This is a genomic window from Streptomyces malaysiensis subsp. malaysiensis, from assembly GCF_040653035.1.
In the GTDB taxonomy this organism is placed as follows: domain Bacteria; phylum Actinomycetota; class Actinomycetes; order Streptomycetales; family Streptomycetaceae; genus Streptomyces; species Streptomyces malaysiensis.
Map to the genome: position 1 here is coordinate 208,244 of NZ_JBEZNG010000004.1, position 23,229 is coordinate 231,472.

At 72.1% G+C, this 23,229-nt stretch carries 20 protein-coding genes; 12 read left to right on the forward strand and 8 right to left on the reverse strand.

Annotation, left to right across the window (positions count from 1 at the left end):
• Positions 1 to 156 precede the first annotated feature (156 nt).
• From AB0E24_RS10465 to AB0E24_RS10500, 8 genes are all read left to right on the forward strand, one after another.
• On the forward strand, positions 157 to 1,983 hold the full coding sequence (locus AB0E24_RS10465; protein WP_079153161.1) for an AMP-dependent synthetase/ligase: 1,827 nt from the start codon (positions 157 to 159) through the stop codon (positions 1,981 to 1,983).
• A 19-nt stretch (positions 1,984 to 2,002) separates the two neighbouring features.
• The gene (locus tag AB0E24_RS10470) at positions 2,003 to 2,683 is read left to right on the forward strand and encodes a hypothetical protein (RefSeq protein WP_069866976.1); all 681 of its coding nucleotides are present in this window, start codon (positions 2,003 to 2,005) and stop codon (positions 2,681 to 2,683) included.
• A 99-nt stretch (positions 2,684 to 2,782) separates the two neighbouring features.
• Positions 2,783 to 3,598, forward strand: a complete 816-nt coding sequence (locus AB0E24_RS10475) for an effector-associated domain EAD1-containing protein (RefSeq protein ID WP_359376021.1) — start codon at positions 2,783 to 2,785, stop codon at positions 3,596 to 3,598.
• 87 nt (positions 3,599 to 3,685) lie between these two features.
• On the forward strand, positions 3,686 to 4,516 hold the full coding sequence (locus AB0E24_RS10480) for an aldo/keto reductase (RefSeq protein ID WP_313905929.1): 831 nt from the start codon (positions 3,686 to 3,688) through the stop codon (positions 4,514 to 4,516).
• 269 nt (positions 4,517 to 4,785) lie between these two features.
• Positions 4,786 to 5,961: a S1 family peptidase gene (locus tag AB0E24_RS10485; protein WP_102936957.1), complete on the forward strand. Its 1,176-nt coding sequence runs from the start codon at positions 4,786 to 4,788 to the stop codon at positions 5,959 to 5,961.
• 216 nt (positions 5,962 to 6,177) lie between these two features.
• Entirely contained in the window at positions 6,178 to 6,762 is a 585-nt protein-coding gene (locus AB0E24_RS10490; protein ID WP_359376024.1) for a sigma-70 family RNA polymerase sigma factor, read from the forward strand.
• Positions 6,759 to 7,535 carry an anti-sigma factor gene (locus AB0E24_RS10495; protein ID WP_359376026.1) on the forward strand — a complete coding sequence of 259 codons (777 nt, stop codon included), beginning with the start codon at positions 6,759 to 6,761 and terminating at the stop codon, positions 7,533 to 7,535. The genes AB0E24_RS10490 and AB0E24_RS10495 overlap by 4 nt, the downstream gene beginning before the upstream one ends.
• 127 nt (positions 7,536 to 7,662) lie before the next feature.
• The gene (locus AB0E24_RS10500) at positions 7,663 to 9,027 is read left to right on the forward strand and encodes a cryptochrome/photolyase family protein (RefSeq protein ID WP_359376028.1); all 1,365 of its coding nucleotides are present in this window, start codon (positions 7,663 to 7,665) and stop codon (positions 9,025 to 9,027) included.
• Positions 9,028 to 9,068: 41 nt separating this feature from the next.
• On the opposite strand, the gene AB0E24_RS10505 is transcribed toward AB0E24_RS10500, so the two are convergent.
• Positions 9,069 to 9,380 (reverse strand): 4a-hydroxytetrahydrobiopterin dehydratase, encoded by a 312-nt coding sequence (locus AB0E24_RS10505; RefSeq protein WP_347211311.1) that lies wholly within the window; start codon positions 9,378 to 9,380, stop codon positions 9,069 to 9,071.
• Positions 9,381 to 9,460: 80 nt separating this feature from the next.
• On the opposite strand from AB0E24_RS10505, the gene AB0E24_RS10510 reads away from it, so the two are divergent.
• Positions 9,461 to 10,264, forward strand: coding sequence for a helix-turn-helix domain-containing protein (locus AB0E24_RS10510; RefSeq protein ID WP_147967299.1), 804 nt, complete (start codon positions 9,461 to 9,463; stop codon positions 10,262 to 10,264).
• Here AB0E24_RS10510 and AB0E24_RS10515 read toward each other — a convergent pair.
• Positions 10,251 to 10,622 carry a nuclear transport factor 2 family protein gene (locus AB0E24_RS10515; RefSeq protein WP_100805788.1) on the reverse strand — a complete coding sequence of 124 codons (372 nt, stop codon included), beginning with the start codon at positions 10,620 to 10,622 and terminating at the stop codon, positions 10,251 to 10,253. The two genes, AB0E24_RS10510 and AB0E24_RS10515, sit on opposite strands and share 14 nt — an antisense overlap.
• A 341-nt stretch (positions 10,623 to 10,963) precedes the next feature.
• Here AB0E24_RS10515 and AB0E24_RS10520 point away from each other — a divergent pair, with 341 nt between their 5' ends.
• From AB0E24_RS10520 to AB0E24_RS10530, 3 genes are read left to right on the forward strand one after another with little or no spacing between them, the layout of a single operon-like run.
• Positions 10,964 to 11,827 (forward strand): isocitrate lyase/PEP mutase family protein, encoded by an 864-nt coding sequence (locus AB0E24_RS10520; RefSeq protein WP_069866985.1) that lies wholly within the window; start codon positions 10,964 to 10,966, stop codon positions 11,825 to 11,827.
• 16 nt (positions 11,828 to 11,843) lie between these two features.
• A complete protein-coding gene (locus AB0E24_RS10525; protein ID WP_359376031.1) occupies positions 11,844 to 12,296 on the forward strand; it encodes a hypothetical protein in 453 nt (150 codons plus the stop codon).
• A gap of 1 nt (position 12,297) precedes the next feature.
• Positions 12,298 to 13,335, forward strand: a complete 1,038-nt coding sequence (locus tag AB0E24_RS10530; protein ID WP_359376033.1) for a bile acid:sodium symporter family protein — start codon at positions 12,298 to 12,300, stop codon at positions 13,333 to 13,335.
• Here the strand turns inward: AB0E24_RS10530 and AB0E24_RS10535 are convergent.
• The 6 genes from AB0E24_RS10535 to AB0E24_RS10560 all read right to left on the reverse strand — a co-directional run bounded on the left by AB0E24_RS10535 (position 13,250) and on the right by AB0E24_RS10560 (position 23,116).
• A complete protein-coding gene (locus AB0E24_RS10535) occupies positions 13,250 to 14,464 on the reverse strand; it encodes a PP2C family protein-serine/threonine phosphatase (RefSeq protein WP_359376035.1) in 1,215 nt (404 codons plus the stop codon). The two genes, AB0E24_RS10530 and AB0E24_RS10535, sit on opposite strands and share 86 nt — an antisense overlap.
• 122 nt (positions 14,465 to 14,586) lie before the next feature.
• Positions 14,587 to 16,920 carry a phage holin family protein gene (locus AB0E24_RS10540; RefSeq protein WP_359376037.1) on the reverse strand — a complete coding sequence of 778 codons (2,334 nt, stop codon included), beginning with the start codon at positions 16,918 to 16,920 and terminating at the stop codon, positions 14,587 to 14,589.
• A 475-nt stretch (positions 16,921 to 17,395) separates the two neighbouring features.
• Complete coding sequence (locus tag AB0E24_RS10545; RefSeq protein WP_079259435.1) at positions 17,396 to 18,607, reverse strand: sugar ABC transporter permease; 1,212 nt, start codon at positions 18,605 to 18,607, stop codon at positions 17,396 to 17,398.
• On the reverse strand, positions 18,604 to 19,386 hold the full coding sequence (locus AB0E24_RS10550) for an ATP-binding cassette domain-containing protein (RefSeq protein WP_069866990.1): 783 nt from the start codon (positions 19,384 to 19,386) through the stop codon (positions 18,604 to 18,606). Before AB0E24_RS10550 ends, AB0E24_RS10545 begins: the two co-directional genes overlap by 4 nt.
• Before the next feature lie 44 nt (positions 19,387 to 19,430).
• A complete protein-coding gene (locus AB0E24_RS10555) occupies positions 19,431 to 20,588 on the reverse strand; it encodes a substrate-binding domain-containing protein (RefSeq protein ID WP_359376039.1) in 1,158 nt (385 codons plus the stop codon).
• 71 nt (positions 20,589 to 20,659) lie between these two features.
• Entirely contained in the window at positions 20,660 to 23,116 is a 2,457-nt protein-coding gene (locus tag AB0E24_RS10560; RefSeq protein ID WP_147967304.1) for a SpoIIE family protein phosphatase, read from the reverse strand.
• Between the last annotated feature and the right edge of the window lie 113 nt (positions 23,117 to 23,229).

Genomic DNA, 23,229 nt, shown 5'->3' on the forward strand with positions numbered 1-23,229 from the left:
CACGCAATCCGCCCTCGTCGGCGCCTGATTGACCACCTTTCACCTCCCCGCCCGCCCGGCATTCCGTGCGTTCCGGGCACAAAACACCTCTCCCGTATCGGGGCCGGATCGGGTACGGTCGCGGCGCTGTGCCCAGCGGCTTCAAGGAGCAAGGTATTGCGCGAGTTCACCGTCCCCCCGTTGGCGACGCCGCCTCAGGCCGGAGGACTGGCGGATGCCGTCTTCGACCATGCGGACTCCGACCCCCTCCGGGTGGCGCTGGCGCGCAAGACCGCGGACGAACGCTGGGAGGACGTGTCCGCGGGCCGGTTCCGGGACGAGGTGACGGCGCTCGCCAAGGGGCTGCTGGCCCACGGGGTCCGCTTCGGCGACCGGGTCGCCATCATGTCCCGCACCCGCTACGAATGGACGCTCTTCGACTTCGCGCTGTGGACCGTGGGCGCCACGAGCGTCCCGCTGTACCCCACCTCCTCCGCCGAGCAGGTCTGCTGGATGCTGCATGACGCGGGGGTCTCCGCCTGTGTGGTGGAGCATGAGGACCACGCGATGACGGTCGGCTCGGTGGTCGGCCGGCTGCCGCATCTCAGGCGCCTGTGGCAGCTGGACGCGGGGGCGCTGGAGGAGCTGCTGGCCGACGGGGAGTCGATCGAGGACGACACGGTCGAACGGCACCGGCTGGCCGTGACCCCCGAGCATCCCGCGACCATCATCTACACCTCGGGCACCACCGGCCGGCCCAAGGGCTGTGTGATCACCCACTCCAATCTGATGGCCGAGTGCGACAACATCGTCGAGCGCTACGAGGTGGCCTTCCACTCCAAGCGGAACGACGAGGCCGCCACCCTGCTCTTCCTCCCGCTCGCCCATGTCTTCGGCCGGATGGTCGAAGTCGCCTCCATCCGCGGCAAGGTCAAGCTCGGGCACCAGCCCAAGCTCTCGGCCGCCGCGCTGCTGCCCGATCTGAAGACCTTCCGGCCGACCTTCATCCTCGCGGTGCCGTACATCTTCGAGAAGGTGTTCGCGGCGGCCCGCCGCAAGGCCGAGACGGAGGGCAAGTCCGGGATCTTCGAGAGGGCCGTGGACGTGGCGGTGCGGTACGCGGAGGCGCAGGAGGCCAAGGCGTTCGGCACCGGGCCGGGGCCGAGCGCCGCCCTGCGCATGCAGCACCAGTTCTTCGAGAAGACCGTGTACGGCAAGGTGCGCGCCGCGATGGGCGGCCGGGTCCGGCACGCCATGTCGGGCGGTTCGGGGATGGAGCGGCGGCTCGGGCTGTTCTTCGCGGGCGCGGGCGTGACCATCTACGAGGGCTACGGCCTCACCGAGTCCACCGCCGCCGCCACCGCCAACCCGCCCGAGCAGACCCGCTTCGGCACGGTCGGGGTGCCGATACCCGGCACCACGGTGCATCTGGCCGACGACGGCGAGGTGTGGGTGCGCGGCGGCCAGGTCTTCGAGGGCTACCTCGGCGATCCCAAGGCCACCGACGCGGTGCTGCGCGACGGCTGGCTCGCCACCGGCGATCTGGGCACGCTGGACGAGGACGGCTACCTCACGATCACCGGGCGGAAGAAGGAGATCCTGGTGACCTCGAGCGGCAAGACCGTCTCCCCGGTGGGCCTGGAGGAGCGGGTGCGGGCGCATCCGCTGGTCGCCCAGTGCCTGGTGGTCGGCAACGACCGTCCGTATATCGCGGCGCTGGTCACGCTGGACCCGGAGGCGGTCGCACACTGGCTGACGATGCGCGGCAAACCGGAGATGCCACCGGGCGACCTGGTCCGGGACCCCGATCTGGAGACCGAGATCCGGCGTGCGGTGGTCGCGGCGAACACCACCGTCTCCCAGGCGGAGTCGATTCGTACCTTCCGGATACTTGCCGCGCAGTTCTCCGAGGAGCATGGTCTGCTGACGCCTTCGCTGAAACTGAAGCGAAAGGCCATCGAACAGGCGTACGCCGTCGAGGTCGAGGCGCTGTACCAAACCTGAGCCGCGAAGGGGGCACGAAATGATCGACGTCATTCTCCCCGAACTTCCCGAACGCGAACTGGCACTGATGTCCGAGGAAAAACCCCAGCCCAGCGGCCCGAGGCTGGCCGGACGGGTGATCCTGGGCGGGCCGGTGGCCTTACCGGTGACCACGGAGCTCGTCGGACCGGATCCGGAACTCCTGGACTTCCTCCGAACCGAGGCGGACAACGCCGTCTACCACCTGGTGCACCTGTCGGTGACCTGCGCCCGGGACGCGCCGGACCCCGCACTGCACTCGGTCAATCTCGATGTCACCCTCACGGCCGAACCGGTGCGGCGGGGCACCGCGGTCTTCCAGCCGGTGGCCTGGTCCATGACCCCGCGCCAGCTCACCGCGGATGCGAAGGCCACCGCACCGGCCCACGCGGCCCACCTCGGCCCCCGGCTCGGATTCCACGACGGTGCCCGCACCGCGTACGGTGAGCGGATCTGCCTGGAGGCGCGGCGCGAGCTGCGCTCCGACCCGGGCTGGGAGATCCGGCACACCTCGGCGGTGCGCATCGGTGGTACGTACCGGCTGGCCATGGTGGTACGGGCACCACGCGGGGCGGTGAGCCGGGCGGCGGTCGCGGTGGGCGCGACGGTGCGCGAGGGGCACACCCTGCACCGCTTCCGGGAGGAGCTCGACGAACCCCTGCGGCTGGCCGCGCTTCAGTAGAGGCGCCACACGCGGAGGCGGAACGGGGGAACGGGGAGACGGGGAGACGGAACGGGGGGCACAAGCGGTACGAGCACAGGCAAGGAGCGACAGGGAACGGTGGACGGCCAGGACGGGGACGGGCATCCGGCGCTGACGACCGAGGAGATCGGGGAGTTGACGCGGGTCTTCCCGCCCGGCTCGTCCGCCGTGGCACTGCTGCGCAGGGCGGGCTTCCCCACCGAGCACATCCCGGCGGCCACCACCGCCGCCGAGTTCTGGTCCGCGGTGGCCGACGCGGTGGCCGCGGACCGGGTCGCGGACGGCAGACTGCGCGTCCTGGCCGCCGCCTGTGCCACCTATCCGCACAACGAGGTGTTCCGCGCCGCGGTACGGGAGCCGGGCGGAGGCGGTGTCCGGCGGGTGCTGGTGACCGGCGCCGCCCCGGGCGCCCAGGAGTTAGCCGCGGTCCGGCGGGCCGCGCGGGGCGTCCTCACGGTGGACCGGTGCCCCGCCGCGGCCGCCGCCGATCTGCGGCGGATCCTCACCGTACGCCCGGATGTGCTGCATCTGGTCTGCCGCCGCGAGGGGCACACACTGGTCTTCGAGGACGGCGACGGGCAGGCGTATCGCACACCCGCCGCCCGCCTGGCCGAGCTGCTGACCGCGTACCGCCGGCTGACCGGCGCCCCGCTGCTCGGTGTGGTGCTCGGCTGCCCCGACGGCGCGCCCCTGGCGGCGCTCTTCGCCCGTGCGGCCGAGGTGGTCGTCGCCCATCGCGGCCCGCTGGACGGCGCGGCCTCGGCGGCCTTCGCGGACGGGCTCTACGCCCTGCTGGGCGAGGTGCCCACGCTGGCACAGGCGGCGCGGCGGGCGGCGGAGCGCATCGGGGCGGACGGGAACGGGGTGGTGGTCCTGCGCGGGCGGGCCTGGTAGGCGGGCCCGTGGGAATGAGGGCCGACCGTTGATCGTTGTGAATGTTGGAAGCATGTAATCCACATCCGACGTAAGGATCGACTGCTCGTGAGCAACGTCCCCTTCATCACGCTCAACAACGGCGTACGGATGCCGCAGCTCGGCTTCGGTGTCTGGCAGATCCCGGACGACGAGGCACAGGTCGCGGTGCGCAACGCGCTGGACGCCGGGTACCGCAGCATCGACACCGCCGCCATATACGGCAACGAGGAGGGCACGGGGAAGGGGCTCGCCGCGTCGGGCATCGCACGCGACGAGCTGTTCATCACCACCAAGCTCCAGAACGGCGACCAGGGGTACGACTCGGCCCTGCGCGCCTTCGACACCTCGCTGACCAAGCTGGGTCTGGAGTATGTGGACCTCTATCTGATCCACTGGCCGTTGCCCGCGGTCGACAAGTACGTGGACTCGTGGAAGGCGTTCGAGAAGATCTACGCCGAGGGCCGCGCCAAGGCCATCGGCCTGTCCAACTTCCACCCCGCCCACATCCAGCGGCTGCTCTCCGAGACCTCGATCGTCCCGGTGATCGACCAGATCGAGCTGCACCCGCAGCTGCCGCAGGCGGAGCTGCGCGCCTTCAACGCCCGCCATGAGATCGCCACCGAGGCGTGGTCCCCGCTCGGCCAGGGCAAGGGCCTGCTGGAGGACCCGAAGCTGGCGGCGATCGCCGAGAAGCACGGGAAGTCCCCGGCCCAGGTGGTGCTGCGCTGGCATCTGGACCTCGGCAACGTGGTGATCCCCAAGTCCGTGACCCCGTCGCGGATCAAGGAGAACATCGACGTCTTCGACTTCCAGCTGGACTCCGAGGACCTCGCGGCGATCGACTCCCTCGGGACCGGCGTCCGTCTGGGCTTCGACCCCGAGACCTTCAACGGGTGAGCCCGAGCGCCCGGGTGCGCCCGAGCGCTCCACCGGCTCCGCCGTCCGCCCCGTCGCGTGCCCCGCGGCGGGGCGGACCCGTATCCGCGTCGCGGTGATGGACCCGTGGTCACGTCGGTCGCCCCCGGCCGCGTCGTGGCATATCCCGGGCGCATGACCCCCGATACGGGGCCGATGCGGCCCACCGAGCGAGGCACGTCCCCGGCAATTACGCTTGGCGCCCAGATGGGTACACAGCGTGACCACTTCCCTAGCCGAGGAGACCGAAGATGTCCCGCAGACGCCGTCACGGCCTCGAGTTGGCCGCCGGTTGCACCATCGCGATAGCCGCCCTCTTCCTGGGGAACGGCATACCCGCGGTGGCTGATCCCGGTGAACCCTCCCCCCGGCCCCGGAGGGAGGTGCCCCCCGAGATGCTGGCCTCGATGCAGCGCGATCTGGGCCTGACGGCCGATGAGGCACGGATGCGGATATCCAACGAGTTCCGGGCCGGGGCCGCCGAACCGGGCCTGCGCAAGAGCCTGGGCAGCACCTACGGCGGCGCGTGGGTGTCCGGCAACACCGCCGAGCTCACCGTCGCCACCACCGACGAGCAGCAGAGCGGCACCATCACGGCCGGGGGCGCCAAGGCCGCCGTCGTCAAGCACAACCTCAAGGCCCTCACCGACGCCAAGGAGGCCCTGGACCGCGCCGCCTCGGAGCGGCCCCCGGCGGCCGATGTCGCCTCCGCCTGGTATGTCGACGTCAAGAGCAACAGCGTCGTGGTGCAGTCGGCCAAGCCCGACGAGGCGGCCGCGTTCGTCGCCGCGAGCGGTGCGGACCGGGAGGTCGTACGGGTGGTGGAGTCGGCCGAGCGGCCGGGCCCGCTGTACGACCTGCGCGGCGGCGAGGCGTTCTACATCAACGACGCCGGCCGCTGCTCGATCGGCTTCCCGGTGGCCCAGGGCGAGCGGAACGGCTTTGTCACCGCCGGCCACTGCGGCAGTCCGGGCGACACCACCACCGGCTTCAACCGGGTGGCCCAGGGCAGCTTCCAGGGCTCCACCTTCCCCGGCAGTGACTACGCATGGGTGTCCACCAACGCCGACTGGACTCCGCAGCCGTGGGTGATCGGCCCCGCGGGCGCCAATGTCACCGTCACCGGCTCGCAGGCGGCGCCGGTGGGCTCGTCCGTCTGCCGCTCCGGCTCGACGACCGGCTGGCACTGCGGCACCATCCAGCAGCACGACACCAGCGTGCAGTATCCCCAGGGCACGGTCAGGGGCGTCACCCGCACCAACGTCTGCGCCGAACCGGGTGACTCCGGCGGCCCGTACATCTCGGGCAGCGAGGCGCAGGGCGTCACCTCCGGCGGCTCCGGCAACTGCACCGTCGGCGGAACGACGTACTACCAGCCGGTGAACCCGATCCTGACGACCTACGGGCTCACCCTCACCACTGACTGACGCCGGGGCGCCGGGGCGCCGAGGCCGCCGCGGCCGAGCGGGCCGCCGGTGGCCTCGCGCGTGTCCGCACACCCGCGGCGCGTGTCCGCAGCCCCGTAGCGCGTGTCCGGCACACCTTGATGTGTTCGGAGCACCTTGACCAATCCGGACCCGTCCGGGCGACGAATGAGGTACGACACCCCCGTGTGCGCCGCATCGTTCCCGGAAGGACGGCTTGTGAGAGAACCCGTGTACATCGGCGGACCGGCCGCGCGCGGACCGGACCTCGAAGAGCTGCTCCAGATGGTGGCCCGGGGGGACCAGAACGCGTTCGGAGCCCTCTACGACGCCGTCAGCGGGCCCGTCCTGGGGCTGACGCGCAGTCTGCTGCGCGACCCGGCCCAGGCCGAGGAGGTCACCCAGGAGGTCCTGGTCGAGGTGTGGCGGTCCGCGGCGCGGTTCGAACCGGGCCGGGGCAGCGCCATGGCCTGGATCATGACGGTGGCACACCGGCGCGCCGTGGACCGGGTGCGCTCGGCGCAGGCCGCCTCCGACCGCGAGGAGCGCGCCGCGCTGCTCTCCCGTACCCCGGCGTTCGAAGAGGTGACCGAGCAGGTGGAGGCCAGGCTCGAACGCGAGCAGGTGCGGCGGTGCATGCGGACGCTGACCGAGCTCCAGCGTCAGTCGGTGACCCTCGCCTACTACCGGGGCCGTTCCTACCGTGAGGTGGCGGAATTGCTGTCCCTGCCGCTCGGGACCGTGAAGACCAGACTCCGGGACGGGCTCATCCGGCTCCGGGACTGCATGGGGGTCGGCGCATGACCAGGGCGGATCTGCACACATTGACCGGGGCGTATGCGGTGTACGCCCTGTCGGGGCGGGAGTTGACCGAGTTCGAGCGGCATCTGGCGGTCTGTGACGCCTGTCGTCAGGAGGTGCGGGAGCTGCGGGAGACCGCCGCGAAGCTGGCGGTGGCCACGGCTCTGACGCCGCCCCCGACGATGAAGGACGATGTGATGCGGCGGATCGCCACGGTCCGCCAGGAGCCGCCCCGGGTGGCGGCGCGGGAGGCCCGGGAGTCCCACGCCGGCCCCCGGCGGCGCACCGGGCGGCGGGCGATGAGCTTCGCGCTGGCGGCCTGTGTGGCCGCGGCCGCCGCGTTCGGCGGGGCCGCGGTGTGGCAGTACCGGGAGGCGTCCGACGCCCGTGACACGGCCGACCGTTCCGAGCGGCGGGTGGCCGCGGCGGAGGAGGTGACCCGGGTGCTGGCCGCGCCCGACGCGCGCAGCCGCAGCGGCCGGATGGCGGACGGCTCGACCGGCACGGTAGTGGTCTCGCACGGGCTGAACCAGGCGGCCTTCCTCGCCTCGGGGCTGCCCGAGCCGCCCGCCGGGCGGATCTACCAGCTGTGGTTCAGCGACGGCGGCACCATGCGCCCGGCCGGTCTGATGGACTCCTCGGGCCGGAGCGCGGCGGCGGTCCTCAGCGGGGCGGTCGGGAAGGCGTCGGCGATGGGGGTGACGATCGAACCGGCCGGAGGGTCGAAGGCACCGACGAGCGATCCGCTGGTCCTGTTGACGTTCCCCCCGGCGTGACATCACCCCCGGCGTGCCGTTCCTCCCGGCACGACGTTCCTCCCGGCGTGCCGTTCCCCTCGGCACGAGCGGGCGACATCGGGTGAAATGCCCCGATCTGCGGGGCCGCGTGAGGTAAGGGAGAGGGATGAGCACGTCCCTCTCCGTCTTCACCTCCGATCTGCGGCTGTCCGACAACCCCGTGCTGCGCGGCGCGACGGGCTCCGCGGAGCGGGTCGTTCCGCTATTCGTCGTGGACCGCGACCTGGCCGGGACCGGGTTCGCCGTCCCCAACCGGGTGGCGTTCCTGGCGGACGCGCTGGCCGACCTCGACGCGGGCCTGCGCGGACGCGGTGGGCGGCTGGTGGTCCGCAAGGGCGAGGCGGTGGCCGAGATCCTGCGGGCGGCGCGGCAGACGGACGCGGACGAGGTGCATATCGCGGGCGGGGTGAGCGGCTACGCCACCCGCCGCGAGCGGCGGCTGCGCGAGGCGCTGGAGGCGGACGGACGGCGGCTGCGGGTGCACGGCGCGGTGGTGACGGCGGTCGAACCGGGCGAGGTGACCCCGGCGGGCAAGGACCACTTCGCGGTCTTCACCCCGTACTTCCGCGCCTGGCAGCGGGCCGGGCTCCGGCAGCCGCTCACCGCGCCGCGCACGGTCGATGTGCCGTCCGGGGCGCGCTCGGAGCCGGTGGCGGCGGTCACCTCGCTCGCCCCGGGCAGCCCCTCCCCCGGGCTGCCCGAGGGCGGGGAGACGGCGGGCCGCCGCCGTATGCGCTCCTGGTGGCGGTCGGGCTTGAGGAGTTACGCCGACCGGCAGGACGACCTGGCGGGCGACGCCACCTCCCGGCTCTCCCCGTATCTGCACTTCGGCTGTCTGTCCCCGGCGGAGCTGGTGCACCGGGCACGGGAGGCGGGCGGACCGGGCGCCGACGCCTTCGTACGGCAGCTGGCCTGGCGGGACTTCCACCATCAGGTGCTGGCCGCCCGGCCGGACGCCGCGCACGCCGACTACCGCCCGCGGGGCGACCGGTGGCGGGAGGACACCGCGGAGGTCGCGGCCTGGAAGGCCGGGCGCACCGGCTATCCGCTGGTCGACGCGGGGATGCGGCAGCTGCGCCACGAGGGCTGGATGCACAACCGGGCGCGGCTGCTGGTGGCGAGCTTCCTCACCAAGACGCTCTACCAGGACTGGCGGATCGGCGCCCGGCACTTCCTGGACCTGCTGGTGGACGGGGATGTGGCCAACAACCAGCTGAACTGGCAGTGGGCGGCGGGCACCGGCACCGACACCCGGCCGAACCGGGTCCTCAACCCGCTGGCGCAGGCCCGGCGGTTCGACCCGGACGGCACGTATGTGCGGCGCTGGGTGCCGGAGCTGGCCGAGGTGGCGGGCTCCGGCGTCCATACGCCCTGGCGGCTGCCGAAGGCCGAGCGGGACCGGCTGGACTACCCCGACCCGATCGTGGACCTCCAGGAGGGGCTGGCCCGCTTCCGGCACGCCCGGGGCTGACCTCCGAGGTCAGCCCGGACCTCTGGGGTCCGTACGGCCGGTCAGTCGGCGCGGGCGCCGTGCTGCGGGGCGATCTCCTCGATCCGGCCGGCGAGCTCGAAGTCGAGCGCGGTCACCTTGCCGCCGACGCTGTGGGTGTTCACCGAGACGCCGACCTTGTTGTAGCCGAGGGTCAGATCGGAGTGGTGGTCGAGCTCCTCCTGGATCGTGGCGATCTCCGCCACCAGCCCGGCCGCCTGCGGATGGCCCTTGAAGACATACGTCCGTGAGAGCCGGTCGTCCGCGAACGACCAGCCGGGAAGCGCCTCCAGACGGCGCTGGATCTCCTGGTCCGTGAGCGGCTGGACTGCCATGACACATCCCTTCGTCGCGGGTGACCGGTGGCCCCTCCACCCTGCCATGGGCACCGCTCGCCGTCGGCTACCTTCGGCTCATGACGACTGCCGCGCCGCCCCGGGTGGGCACACTGCTGCGCGAGTGGCGGGACCGCCGCCGGATCAGCCAGCTGGAGCTCGCGCTGCGCGCCGACTCCTCCGCACGTCACATCAGCTTCATCGAGACCGGCCGGTCGCGGCCCAGCCAGGAGATGGTGCTCCGGCTCGCCGACCATCTCGACGTCCCCGTCCGCGAGCGCAACGCCCTGCTGATCGCCGCCGGTTACGCCCCGCACTATCCGGAGCGGTCGGTGGACGACCCGTCGATGAACGCCCTGCGCGAATCCCTGGAGCGGCTGCTGACCGGCTATGAGCCGTTTCCCGCGCTGGTGGTGGACGGCACCTATCAGGTGCTGGCGGCCAACGGGGGTATCGCGGCGCTCCTGGAGGGGGTGGCGGACCATCTGCTGAAACCCCCGCTGAACGCGATGCGCCTCACCCTGCACCCCGAGGGGCTCGCCCCGCGCATCCGCAACCTCCGCGAATGGCGTGGCCATCTGCTGGACCAGATGGACCGGCAGCTGGCGCTGATGCGCTCCTCGCCGCTGCGCGCGCTGTACGACGAGGTGGCCGCCTATCCGCTGCCCGAGACCGGTGGCCGGGAGACGGCGACCGCCGGTGACACCCCGCCCTTCGCCCTGCCGATGATGATCGAGCACGGCGGGCGGGTGCTGTCGTTCATCTCGACGATCGCGACCTTCAACACCCCCATGGACGTCACGGTCTCCGAGCTGGCCATCGAGACCTTCCTCCCGGCCGACCCGGAGACCGCCGCCGCCCTGGGCGGGTTCAGCCGGTCGTAGGGACCCGGTCCAGAAAGCCGAGGACGGTGCGGATCCGGCCGTCCTCGGCCAGGGTGATCACATCGGTCGCGGCGACCGGCGCGGAGCCGTCGGCCGTGGAGACCAGCTCCCAGCTGAAGCGGGCCATGTCGTGGTGGCCGTCCACGGCGCCGGTGAGCCGGAACTCGCAGCCGGGGAACTGCTTCTGGGCCCCGGCGATGACGGCGGCCAGCTGCTCATGGCCGCGCGCCTCGGCCAGCGGGTCGGTGTAGCCGCCGTCCTCGGTCCAGGCCGCGGCGACGGCCTTGGCGATGGCCTCGGGGCCGCTGGCGTTCCATGCCTCGAAGTAGCGGGCGACGGCGGTGTCGTACTGCGTCATCTGGTCACTCCTCCATTGAAATGCCCTGGTTGGCATCGGATCCCGGACCGGAGGGCGCCGGCCCGGAACCCGATGCCTCAACCCTGCCGCCGCCGGGCGCGGGGGTCGATTACCGCCCAGGTAATGGAGGTGAGGGAGGAGAGCACCTGGGCCGTGCCATTTCCGGGCGGAAAGAGCTCCACGGCGCTCCAGGAACGTTCGACCCCGGCCCGAGCAGGGCCGGGCATCTTCAGGAAAACGCGGCGGGTTGCTTTACCGTTTCTTGGCCTTCCCCAGACCTATCCCGCGCAGACGTGACACCGTGCCGCAATGCCGAAAGGCACCGAACTCAAGGGGACATCATGCGCTACGGCAATGCCCTCCGAAATGCCGTCAGTTCGCCTCCCACTACTCCTCTCATCGGCATCTACGACATGTACTCGGCCTCCATCGCCGCACAGCACTACAACGGCTTCTTCGTATCCGGATTCGGGTTCGCCGCATCGCATTACGGGCTTCCCGATATCGGCTTCATCGCCTGGCCCGACATGCTCGCCTTCGTGGAGCGGCTGCGGCTCGCCTTCCCCGAACACCATCTGCTCGTGGACATCGACGACGGCTATGTGGACGCCGAGGTCGCCTGCCATGTGGTGCAGCGGCTGGAGCGCACCGGGGCTTCCGGGGTGATCCTGGAGGACCAGCGGCGCCCGCGCCGCTGCGGCCACGCGGACGGCAAGCTGATCCTGCCGCTCGAGGAGTACCTCGAAAAGCTCCAGCTGGTGCTGAGCAGCAGGAAGGACATGGTGGTGGTGGCGCGGACGGACGCCACCGAGGAGTCCGAGATCCTGCGCCGGGCGGCCGCGCTGGCGGAGACCGAAGCGGATGTCGTCCTCGTGGACGGGGTGCGCAGCGTGGAGTGGATCCGCAAGGTCCGCACGGTCATCGGCGACAAACCCCTGCTGTTCAACCAGATCGCGGGCGGGAAGTCGCCGAGGCTCTCCCTCTCCGAGCTGACCGAACTGGGGGTGGATGTCGCCATCTACAGCACACCCTGTCTGTTCGCCGCCCATGGGGCGATCGACGGGGCGCTGAGCGATCTCAAAACGGCGGACGGGCGGCTGCCGGACGCCCGGAAGTCCGGATCCATCGGGGTCAAGGGCGCCACGGAGCTGCTGGAGAAGAACATCAGCAGGCACCATGGAATCCTTCGTCCCGCCAGGGTCTGAGCCGAGGCCGCGCGATATGCCCTCATTCCTCGAACCCGGCCCCGGCCGCCACCGTAAGCCGGGCAAGGACACCGGCTCGCCCCGCCCGTCCGGCTCGCCCCGCCCGTCCAGGGCCGGGTTCGTCCTCGCGGTCGCCGCGGGTCTGCTGTGCGCGGCCCCAGCGGTCCCCGCCACGGCCACGACCCCACCCGCGGGCGGCACTCGGCGGGACGACTGCGGGCCTGACCGCACCCCCGCGCTCGTCACCGGGCCGCACAGCGGTCTGGTGGTCATCGACAACTCCGGTGCGGACTCGTGGCTGGAGGTCGACCGCACCCTCAACACCCTGCTGCTGAGCCGTGGCACGGCGGGCAGCGACCACGACGGGGGCGGCGGCGCCATCGACATCCTGGCCGGCGACATCGCCGGCGCGGATCGGGTGCTGCCGCGGATCGGCCATCCCCCGTGGCAGGCCGGAAGCGGTGATTGAGATGCGGCGGAAGTCCTGGCCACTGTCGTGGCCGGGCCGGCTCGGGAGGGCGGTGGACCCCTATGTCGCCGCCCTCCTCGGGACGGTCGCGCTGGCGGCGCTGCTGCCCGCGAGCGGGGCGGCGGCCACGGCCGTCGGCAGCGCCGCGGACATCGCGATCGGGCTGCTCTTCTTCCTCTACGGTTCGCGGCTGTCCACCCGTGAGGCGCTGGGCGGACTGCGGCAGTGGAGACTGCACCTGGTGGTGGGCGCGAGCACCTTCGTGCTCTTCCCGCTGCTGGGGCTGGCCGCGGGCGGCCTCGCCCCGTTCCTCCTCACCGACCGGCTCTACACGGGTCTGCTCTTCCTGTGTGTCGTGCCCTCGACCGTCCAGTCCTCGGTCGCGCTCACCTCCACCGCCCGGGGCAATGTCCCGGCCGCCATCTGCGCGGGGACGTACTCCAGCCTGCTCGGCATGATCGTCACCCCGCTGCTCGCGGCGTGGCTGATCGGCTCGGACGTCCGCTTCTCGGTCGACGGGCTGCTGGCCATCGCCACCCAGCTGCTGCTCCCCTTCCTGGCCGGGCAGGCGCTGCGCCGCTGGACCGCGTCCTTCATCGGCCGCCACAAGAAGGTGCTCGCCCTCCTGGACCGGGGCTCGATCCTGCTGGTGGTCTATACGGCGTTCAGCCGGGGCATGACGGAGGGCCTCTGGAACCAGATCACCCCGGCCCGGCTGTTCGGGCTGCTGGGGCTGGCCGGGGCGGTGCTGGGGCTGGCCCTCACCACGACGTCGTTCGCCGCACGGCGGCTGGGCTTCGGCCGGGAGGACCGCGTCACCATCGTCTTCTGCGGCTCCAACAAATCCCTGGCCACGGGGTTGCCCATGGCCGCGGTGCTGTTCGGGGCCGCGGCCGGGCCGGTGATCCTGCCGCTGATGCTCTTCCACCAGCTGCAATTGATGGTGTGCGCGATCATCGCGGGCCGCTGGTCCCGCCGGGCGCCGGAGGCCGCCACGGCTTCCGGCGAGCGTGTCCAGATCTCCGAGTCGACCGGGTAGCGGGAGGAGGAGCGGGCGGCGCCCAGGCACACCGGGCGATCACCACGATGGCCGCGTCGTCGTTGACGGCCCCGCCGGTGTGCCGGAGCAGATCGGCGTGGAGATAGTCCACCAGCGACTGCGGGCTGCCGCCCTTCCAGCACGCGAGCCGTTCGGGCAGCGGATAGAAGGTGCCGCTCTCGTCCCGGGCCTCCACGACGCCGTCGGTGTGCAGCACCAGAAGGTCGCCGTACTCGAAGCGGAACATCTCGACCTGGAAGTCGCCCTCCTCGGGCGGCTCCATGCCCAGCGGCACCGCGGGCTCGCGCACGTCCAGCGTCGCGATCTCGCCCTTGTGGAGCAGCAGGGGTGAGGGGTGTCCGCAGTTCACCATCCCGGTCACCGGGCCGTCGTCGTAGACGTCCAGCATCACCGCGGTCACGAAGGACTCCAGGGACTTCCGCTCGTCACCGCCGGTCTGCTGCCAGTTCCAGCACATGGCGCTGCCCAGGTGGGTGGCGATGCCCGGCAGTGAGAGATTGTGGTAGGCCGACCCCTGGAAGGCCCCGATCAGCACGGCGGCGTCGCCGACCGCGGCGAGCCCCTTCCCCCGTACGTCCCCGATGACGAGTCGGGTCGCCCGCTCGGTGCGGACGGCCGCGTACAGATCACCGCCGATCTGGGCCTCCTCGTCGGACGCGAGATACAGCGAGGCGATATTCAGCTCCCCGATCCGTTCGGGGAGCGGCCGCAACAGCACCTCCTGCGCCGCCACGGCCACCGAACGGACCTGTCTCAGCCGACGTCGGTGCCGGTCGGTGGCATAGCGGAAGCTGGTCACCAGCCCGGATATCAAGAACAGCGCGACAATCTGCGCCTGGTGGTTGGAGGTCTCCAGACCGCCGTGGAACACACCGATGATGATCTGGGCCACCACCGCGAGGGAGCCGATCGCGGCGGTTCCGCCCGCGCCCGCGAAGGACGCGGTGATCGCGGGTGCCGCGATCAGAAAGGGGCCGAGGTGGACGTTCTGCGGTGTGTGGAGGTCGATCACCGTGACCGCGAGGATCATGACGAGCGGGACGGCGAACAGCGCCCGGCTCGACCGCGAATCCCCACCGATACGGGTGAGGTCGGGCGGAACGCGCATACCTCTTCCTTACACCCGATACGGGCGGGCGCCGAAACCGCGTCCACGGAATGATCGCGGTGCGCGCCCACACGACGCGGCGTCCGAGCCCTCCGCCGCCCGGCTCCCGTGCCGCGTCGAAGTCAGCGGGTTTTATCCGGCACCACCCGGCTGACCACGGTAAACGGTGCGGCGGGCGCGCCGTCCCACCGGGAATCCGGCACGGTGCGCGCCGCGCCGGACGCCTTGGACGGCCCGGTGTCGACGGGCACCTCGGCGTCCGTCGCCCCCTCCGCCGACCGGCCCTCCGCCACTGGTTGCTCCGCCGCCGGGGCATCCTCCGCCGCCGATGCGTACGCCTCCCCCGCGGCCGCCGTCTCCCTGTCCGGCACCTGGGGCCCGTACGCCTCCTCCAGCCAGCGCCGCAGCACCCGGTGCACCTGCTCCGCCCCGACCAGCTCCTCCCCCGCCGCCACCGGCGGGGTCAGCCCGGCGGGCCACAGCAGAAAGGGGTGCCCCTGCTCCCCGCCGAGCCCGCCGTGCGAGCCGATCTGCTCCTCGAAGGCGTGCACCGTGCCGCGCGCCGGGTGATAGGCGGAGTTGACCATGATGTCGGGGGCGTTCCGGAAGTGCGCGGTACGGCGTACGGCGGCCTCCGCACCGGGGCCGAAGACCGTGAGCGGACTCGTCCCGAGGACCTCCCCGGTGTCCAGCCGGTGCTCGGCGCCGCGCGGGCCCAGGACCACCGCGCCGTGCGCCTCGGACCGTACGAGCACGAAGCCCACCCCGGGGTGGTCGGCGAGCGTGCGCAGCAGCGCGGGGTGGCGGGCGTCGATCTGTTCGCGGCTCATCCGCCCCGGTACATCGGGGAAGGAGACCAGGCCCAGATTTCCGGACGCGAGCACGATCGGAACGGAGACGGCGGTGTCGTGGGCGCTGACGACATCGGCGGCGCCCCGTCCGGCGCACCGCACCTCCCCGTCCGCCCCGGGCTTCTCCGGCCGGTGCAGCGCCGCCCGCCCCGCCTCGCGCGCCTCGGCCCCGCTCGGGGTCCGCCCGGCGCGCCGCGAGACGGGCAGCCCGCAGCCGGCCCGCACCAGGTCCTCCAGCCGCAGCCCGTACGCCCCCGCGAAGGTCTCGCCGGGGCTCTGCCCATGGTCGGACAGCAGCACGATGCGGTAATCGCGCGGTGCGTGCTCGGCGACCTTGGCGATCAGCGCGATGGAGCGGTCCAGCCGGGCGAGCACCTGCCGGGCGTCACGGCTGCGCGGCCCCGAGTGGTGGGCCACCTCGTCGTACGCCACCAGGTCGGCGTAGATCGCGGTACGGCCCGAGAGGATGTCGCCCATCACCGCCGTCACCACCACATCCCGCTCCACGACGGTGGCGAACGCCCGGATGAACGGATACAGCCCGCCCCGTTTGACCCGGGGCGTCTCGCGGCGCAGCTTGGCACGCGTGGACTGGCAGATCTCGCGGACCACCTCGGCCAGGAACGACACGGCGGTGCGGGTCGCGTTGGCGGGGTCGGAGAAGTACGCGAAGTATCCGGAGCGGGAGCGGTTGTGCTTACCGCGCCGCGCGGCGACCGAGAGGACCAGGGCCAGCTGATCGGCGCCGCCGGTGAACAGGTTGCCCCGGCTCGCCCCGTCCATCGTCAGGAGCCCCTCGTGTCCCGCCCGGGCGGCCGCGCGGCGTTGAAGCACCGCCGCGCTGGTCGGCCGGTTGCTCACCATCACCTCCCGGGTCTTCTTCTCGTACCAGCGGAAGGCGGGCACGTCCTCGTTGGAGCCGTGCAGGATGCCGAGTTGGCTGGCGCCGGTCTGGCTGGACCAGTCGGTGCGCCAGGGCGTGACCTTGTGGCTGCCACGGATCCAGCCCGCGACGGCGGGCATCACCGGGGGCCGGTTGTCGCGCTCCCGCAGCGCCTCCCTCAGCACCGCGTGCCCCACCCCGTCGAGCTGGAGGAACACCGTCCCCGGGGGCTGTTCGCTCCCCCCATCCTCACCGAGCCGCCGTCTGCGCCGCCCGGCCAGCCGCGCCAGCCGCCGCCGGTAGGCGCCGTCGTCCCGCACGGTCAGGAAGGTGCTGGTCGCCGATGACGCGGCGGACATCACGGCCGCGACCACGACGGCGGTCTCGGGTTCGGCGGCACCGCGCCCGTCCGGGATCAGGCTGAGGGCGAGCAGCAGCATCGAGCCGTTGAGCACGAACACCAGCAGCCCCAGCACCAGCGCGGGCATCAGCAGCAACGCCCGTACGAGCAGCGGCCACACCAGCGCGCTGAGCACACCGAAGGCGCCCGCGCCGCTGGCCGCCGTGATGGCGATCTGCGTCGCGCTGTCACCGTCGCCTGACTTCAAGCGGAAGTCCGGGAGGATCCCGGCGAGCGCCAGCATCGTGAGCGTGGACACCGCCCACACCGCCGTCACCCGCAGCAGGGTTCCCCCCACGACCTTCCATCGGGGCTTCTGCACGCCGCGGCCTCACTTCACGTCACCGGCCCGCACCATGCGCGCGAACCGGCCTCAAGCGTGGCACAGCGCCCCCGCGAGCCGGCGGACACCGGGTTACCAGGACCGATCGATTCCGCTTACGGCAGCCCATGAGCTCGCCAGGAGCGCGACGTTTCGCGCCCGAGCCCGGCGGCCCATCTCCGGCCCGTGGGAGACCCGGGCGATGATTATCGAACGTGCGTACGCACACATTGACGCGGGCTAATTTCCGAGGGGGCACCCCGAGGGCGGCCGGACCGGGCCCGGCCGTCGGCTCGCAGTCCGGATCGGTCTCGGCCCCCGACCCCGGATGCCGCCACTCGCCCCGCAGTCCGCCGTACGGCGTCGGCGGACCGGTCCAGCGTCCTGGTGGCTTCCCATCGCGGAACGGACGTGGGCCGACCCGTATGGTGCGCGCCGGCGCCCGGGACCGGTCCCGGGCGCCAGGCGGTCCCCGCTAGGCCCGGCCGTGGGCCCGCTGTGCGCGGCGGGAGAGGGAGTCGATCACGACGGCGAGCAGCAGCACCCCGCCGGTGATCATGAATTGCACGGCGGTCTGGATGTCCATCAGCGCCACACCCGAGGCGATCGACTGGATGACCAGCACACCCAGCAGGGCGGACCAGGTGCTGCCGCGGCCGCCGAAGAGGCTGGTGCCGCCGATGACGGCCGCGGCGATGGCGTTCATCAGCAGGTCGGTGGTGACCGAGGTCTGGCTGACCGAGTTGATCCGGGAGGCCAGGAACAGACCGCCGATGGCGGCCATCGTGCTCGACATCATGAACGCCGAGGTCCGCACCCAGGCCACATTGATCCCGGCGCGGCGGGCCGCTTCGACCCCGCCGCCCAGCGCGAAGATCATCCGCCCGTAGGTCGTACGGCGCAGGACGTAGTCGAGGACGACCAGGAAGATCAGGAAGATCAGGAGGGCGAGCGGCAGGCCCTGGAACCGGTTGAGCACATACGCGGCGGCGAAGGCGATCACCGCGAGCGCCCCCGTGCGCAGGGCGATCACGGCCGGGGGTCGGGTGGGCACTCCGGCGGCGCGGCGGCGCTTGACGCCCCGCCAGGCGGTCAGGAAGTACCCGGCCGTGCCGAGCGCCGCCAGTGCGTAGGCGGCGGCGACATCGGAGAAGTAGTAGTTGGTCAACTGGGCGACCAGGCCCTGATCGTTGAGGTTGATGGTGCCGTAGGTGCCCATGATGAAGAGCATCAGGCCGTACCACCCCAGCAGTCCGGCGAGGGTGACCACGAACGCGGGGACGCCGACCACGGCGGTGAAGAAGCCGTGGACGAAGCCGACCGCCGTACCGCAGAGCACGCCCAGGACGATGGCGGGCGGCTCGGCCATGCCGAGGTTGACGTTCAGCACGGCGTACAGGGCGGAGGCCAGACCGCTCACCGAGCCCACCGACAGATCGATCTCGCCGACCAGCAGGACGAAGATCACGCCGAGCGCGAGCATGCCGGTGCCGACGATGTCCACGCTGAGGTTGGAGAGGTTGCGCGGGGAGAGGAAGTGCGGATTGAGGATCTGGAAGACGGCCCAGATCGCGAGCAGTCCGAGCACGACCGGGACGGAGCCGATCGTGCCGCCGCCCAGTCTGCGCCCGAACGCGTCGGCGAAGCGCTCGGCCCCCCGCACCGTGGATCCACCGGGTACGCTCACAGCTCCCCTTCCCGCGCCACACGCCGCGTCACCGCGTTGTCGGACGCGCCGGTGATGGAGGAGACGATCTGCTCCTGGGAGGTGGTGGTGACGTCGAAGAACCCGTTGTTACGGCCCAGGCGCAGCACCGCGACCCAGTCCGCGACGGCCTTGACATCGCCCAGGTTGTGACTGATCAGCAGCACCCCGAGCCCGCGCTCACGGAGCCGCTCCACCAGATCGAGGACCTGGACGGTCTGTTCGATGCCCAGGGCGGCGGTGGGCTCGTCCAGCATCACCAGGCGCGGTTCGCCGAGCAGCGCCCGGGAGATGGCGACGGTCTGCCGCTGGCCCCCGGAGAGGGAGACGACGGGCCGGCGCACATCGGGGATGCGGATGGAGAGGGTCGCCAGCAGGGCCCGGGTACGGCGCTCCATCTCCACCTCGTCCAGCACGCCGATCCGGCTGAGCTCGCGGCCGAGGAAGAGATTGCCGACGACATCGAGGTTGTCGCAGAGCGCGAGGTCCTGGTAGACGGTGGCGATCCCCAGGTGCTGGGCGTCGTGCGGGCGGCCGATATGGACGGGGTGGCCCCGCCATTCGACGGTGCCCGTGTCGGCCGGTTCGACGCCCGCGATCACCTTGACCAGAGTGGACTTTCCCGCGCCGTTGTCGCCCACCAGGGCGATGACCTCACCGGCGTGGATCTCCAGCTCGACGTCCGTGAGCGCCTGGACCGCGCCGAAGCGCTTGAAGACGCCACTCAGCGCCAGCAGGGGCGGGGCCGACGGTTGGGCCATCCGCTCCTCCCTTCATTCCGTCATGCGATTCGTTCCGCGTCGTACTACGACCCGCCCGGGCCGATGAGCCCGGCCCTGCGGCAGTCGTCCGCATACTTCTCGGTGCATATCTGATCGACGCGATACAGACGGTCCTTGATGACGGTGCTCTTTATGTTGTGCACGGTCACGGCCACCGGCCTGAGCAGCACCGCGGGTATGCCACGGACGGTCTCGTTGTCGACCCGCCGCGTCGCGATCCCGTTGAGCGATTTGCCCTGCCCCAGCGCGACGGCCATCTCCGCGGCGGTGTACGCCTCGGGCTTGAACGGCTTGTAGACGGTCATGTACTGCTCGCCCGAGAGGATCCGCTGGATGCCCGCGGCCTCGGCGTCCTGGCCGGTGACCGGGGGGAGCGGCCGGATCCGGGCCGTCTTCATGGCGGTGATGGCGCCCGCGGCCAGGCCGTCGTTGGCGGCGAGGACGCCGTCGATGCCGTGGGGGCCGAGGGCGGCGATGGCGGCGGTCATGTTGCGGTTGGCGTTCTCCGGCCGCCAGGCGACGGTCTCGTAGGACTTGGCGATCTTGACCTTGCCGCGGAGGACGGACCGCGCGCCCCGTTCGAACCAGCCCGCGTTGGGGTCGGTCGACGAGCCGTTCATCATGACGATCCGGCGGTCCTCGGCATGCGGGCCCAGCGCCTTCAGCAGCGCCTTGCCCTGGAGCCTGCCGACCTCCGCGCCGTCGAAGGAGACATAGCCGGAGATGGGCCCCTGGGCGAGGCGGTCGTAGGCGACGACGGGGACGTTGGCGCGGCGGGCCTGGATCACGGAGTGGCGGACGGCCCTGGTGTCCACCGCGTCCAGAATGAGCACATCGGCCCCGTTCGTGATCATCGCTTCGATCTGGTAGCGCTGGGCGGCCGGATCGTGCTGGGCGCTGGCGTAGTTCACCGTGCAGCGCGGGCACAGCTCCTTGACCCGCTTCTGGATCAGCGGCTTGTCGAACCGCTCGAAACGCACTATCTCGTTCTCCGGGAGCAGCAGGCCGATCCGCAGGGCCGCGCGATGGGTCCCGGCCGTGCCGACCCTCTCGCCGACCTGGGCGGCCTTGCCGCAGGCGGCGAGGGACACGGCCAGCCCAAGACCCGCCGCGACGGCGACGGCCGCACGGAGGCGATCGCGCGTCAGGGAGCTCGTGCGGCAGCGCGTGCGGGAGCGCATGCGCGCGGGCGTATCGGCGGGCGTACAAGGGTGCGTACGGGAATGCGTCCGGAGGTGCGTCCACGAACGGCTCATCGACTCGTCCTCCTGTCCCTGGTCCGCGTGGCCCCCTCCGTCCGCCGTTCCTCCCACGGGGACGACAGCGAGATCTCACCCCACACCTGCTTGCCCCCGCTCAGCGGCACCGAGCCCCAGGTCTGCGACATGGCCTCGATGAGCAGCAGCCCCCGGCCGCCGGTGGCCTCCCAGTCCACGGCGGCCGGTTTGACGGGGGTGCGGGGCGACATGTCGTTCACCGCGATCCGCAGCCGGTCCGCGGTCAGCGTCAGACTCAGCCGCACCTCGCCCCGGGTGTGCACCAGGGCGTTGGTGACCAGCTCGGAGGTGACCAGCAGGGCCACGTCCAGATCGTCCTCCACACCCCAGTTGCGCAGGGTGCGCGCGGTGAAGCGGCGGGCGTGCATCACGGCGTCGGGCAGCCGCCACACCGTCCAGCTCGCCCGGGTGGGCCGCACCCGCATCCCGTCGTAGCGCAGCAACAGAAGCGCGACATCGTCCTCGCGGCGGCTGTCCCCGCCGAGCAGTTCGTCCGCCACCCCTCCGGGGTCGGCCGGGTCGGCGCGGGCGAGCGCCTGGCGCGCCCGGCGCACCCCGTCGTCCAGGTCGAGCCGGGCGGACTCGACCAGGCCGTCCGTGAACAGGGCGAGCAGGGTGCCGGAGGACAGCCCGGCCGCGGTCATCGGGAACTCGGCGTCCGCGACCACGCCCAGCGGCGGGCCGCCCTCGACGTCGAGCTCCTGGGTGGTGCCGTCCGGGAGGCGCAGCAGCGGCTGGATGTGTCCGGCCCGGACGAACCACGCCTCGCCCTCCTCCATGTCGAGGTCGGCGTAGCAGCAGGTCGCGAAGAGATCGGTCTCCATGTCGACGAGGAGGCGGTTGGCGTGCGCCACGGCCACATCGGGCGGATGGCCCTCCACGGCGTAGGCCCGGATGGCGGTGCGCATCTGGCCCATGATCGTGGCGGCCGCGGCGCTGTGGCCCTGCACATCGCCGATGACCAGCGCCACATGGCCGTCGGGCAGCGGGATCACGTCGTACCAGTCGCCGCCCACCTCCAAGCCCATCGTCGCGGGCAGATAGCGGGTGACGGCCACTCCTCCGGGCAGCTCCGGCAGCTTCCGGGGCAGCAGGCTGCGCTGGAGCATGGTGGCCAGTTCGTGCTCGGCGTCCAGGGCGTGGGCGCGCACCAGGGCCTGCCCCACCAGACCGGCGGTCGCGGTCAGCAGCGAGCGCTCCTCCGGGCCGAACTCATGCCGCCGCTCCCATCCGATCAGGCACACCCCGACGATCCGGCCGTCCGCCGGGAGCGGGAGGACGGCGAGGCCGCCGGGGCCGATGCCGGCGAGCCCGGGTTCGAGGTCGGCGCCTTCGGGCCAGATGCTGATCTGCCTCCCCCGCAGCGCCTCCGCCAGCGAGGGCAGGGCGTGACTGGGCGGCTCGGGCCATTCGGACCGCCAGGCGGTCCGCCACACCTCGGGCCAGGCGGTGGGTTCGGCGGGGGTGAGGACGGCGACCACCAGCTGATCGGCCTGGAGCTCGGCGACCGCGACCCGGCCGGCCCCCAGCGGATCGCGCAGCGCGCCGACCACGGCCCGGCCCACGTCCCGGACGGTGGTGGCCCCGGCCAGGGCGGCGGACAACCGCTGCACCAAGGACACCTCGTCGGCGCTCGGCCGCAGATACGAGGTCTCCGCGACCACGCCGAGCATCCGTCGGGGTGTGCCGTCCGCCCCCGTCTCGACCCGGGCACGCAGGCCCAGCCAGCGCAGCTCCCCGTTGGGCCGGCGGATCCGGAACTCCAGCTGTGCGGTGCCAAAGGTCAGCAGGTCGGGCTCCAATGCCGTCATCAGGGCGGGCACATCGTCCGGGACGGTGACCGCCAGCAGGGTCTCCACCCTTCCGTCGAAGCCCTCCCCCGGAATGCCGAAGAGTTCGAGCACCTGGGTGTCGGCGGTCATCCGCCCGCTGTCGAGGAGCAGCGCGAACGAGCCGACCCGCAGCCGGTCCAGGGTCGGGCCAAGCTCGGGTTTCGGCTGGGTGAGCGCCTGCGGACCGGCCGCCTCGACCCCGGCGGCCACATGGTGGGCGTAGAGCTCGATGAAGCCGCGGCGGTCGGCGTCGATACCGCCGGGCGCGTCGTCCACCACCACCAGACACCCCAGCCCCTTGCCGTCCCCGCCCAGCGGCAGCGCCCCCAGCGAGACGCCGGGCGTGGTGGGGGTTTCGGGCGTGGTGGGGCCGGCCGGGCCGTAGGCGGCGAGTTCGGTGGGGGTCAGCCACAGGGGGTGTCCGGCGCGGAAGGCGTCGGCGACGGGCGAGCGCCCGGACACGGGGTAGTGGGCCGGCAGCGCGTACGACCGCCCGGCGCTGCGCACCGTCTCGGCCAACCGCAGCTCGGCACCTTCCGCGTCCAGCACATAGACAGCCACCAACGCGGTCCCCGTGAACGCCAGAACATGCCCGGTCACAGCACGCCTGCACCGCCTCCGTGCGCGTGAACCGCCGGTCTCGTGGGCGTACCCGGGCCATTGAATCGGCCTCCGCGCGGCGACCGGACACGACCACCGGCGGGGCCTTCGCT

What these genes read in the sequence shown, in the direction of transcription:
- AB0E24_RS10470 (WP_069866976.1), top strand. Translation starts at nt 2,003, where the DNA reads ATGATCGACGTCATTCTCCCCGAACTTCCCGAACGCGAACTGGCACTG.
- AB0E24_RS10485 (WP_102936957.1), top strand. Translation starts at nt 4,786, where the DNA reads ATGTCCCGCAGACGCCGTCACGGCCTCGAGTTGGCCGCCGGTTGCACC.
- AB0E24_RS10495 (WP_359376026.1), top strand. Translation starts at nt 6,759, where the DNA reads ATGACCAGGGCGGATCTGCACACATTGACCGGGGCGTATGCGGTGTAC.
- AB0E24_RS10500 (WP_359376028.1), top strand. Translation starts at nt 7,663, where the DNA reads ATGAGCACGTCCCTCTCCGTCTTCACCTCCGATCTGCGGCTGTCCGAC.
- AB0E24_RS10505 (WP_347211311.1), bottom strand. Translation starts at nt 9,380, where the DNA reads ATGGCAGTCCAGCCGCTCACGGACCAGGAGATCCAGCGCCGTCTGGAG.
- AB0E24_RS10510 (WP_147967299.1), top strand. Translation starts at nt 9,461, where the DNA reads ATGACGACTGCCGCGCCGCCCCGGGTGGGCACACTGCTGCGCGAGTGG.
- AB0E24_RS10515 (WP_100805788.1), bottom strand. Translation starts at nt 10,622, where the DNA reads ATGACGCAGTACGACACCGCCGTCGCCCGCTACTTCGAGGCATGGAAC.
- AB0E24_RS10520 (WP_069866985.1), top strand. Translation starts at nt 10,964, where the DNA reads ATGCGCTACGGCAATGCCCTCCGAAATGCCGTCAGTTCGCCTCCCACT.
- AB0E24_RS10525 (WP_359376031.1), top strand. Translation starts at nt 11,844, where the DNA reads ATGCCCTCATTCCTCGAACCCGGCCCCGGCCGCCACCGTAAGCCGGGC.
- AB0E24_RS10530 (WP_359376033.1), top strand. Translation starts at nt 12,298, where the DNA reads ATGCGGCGGAAGTCCTGGCCACTGTCGTGGCCGGGCCGGCTCGGGAGG.
- AB0E24_RS10535 (WP_359376035.1), bottom strand. Translation starts at nt 14,464, where the DNA reads ATGCGCGTTCCGCCCGACCTCACCCGTATCGGTGGGGATTCGCGGTCG.
- AB0E24_RS10550 (WP_069866990.1), bottom strand. Translation starts at nt 19,386, where the DNA reads ATGGCCCAACCGTCGGCCCCGCCCCTGCTGGCGCTGAGTGGCGTCTTC.
- AB0E24_RS10555 (WP_359376039.1), bottom strand. Translation starts at nt 20,588, where the DNA reads ATGCGCTCCCGCACGCGCTGCCGCACGAGCTCCCTGACGCGCGATCGC.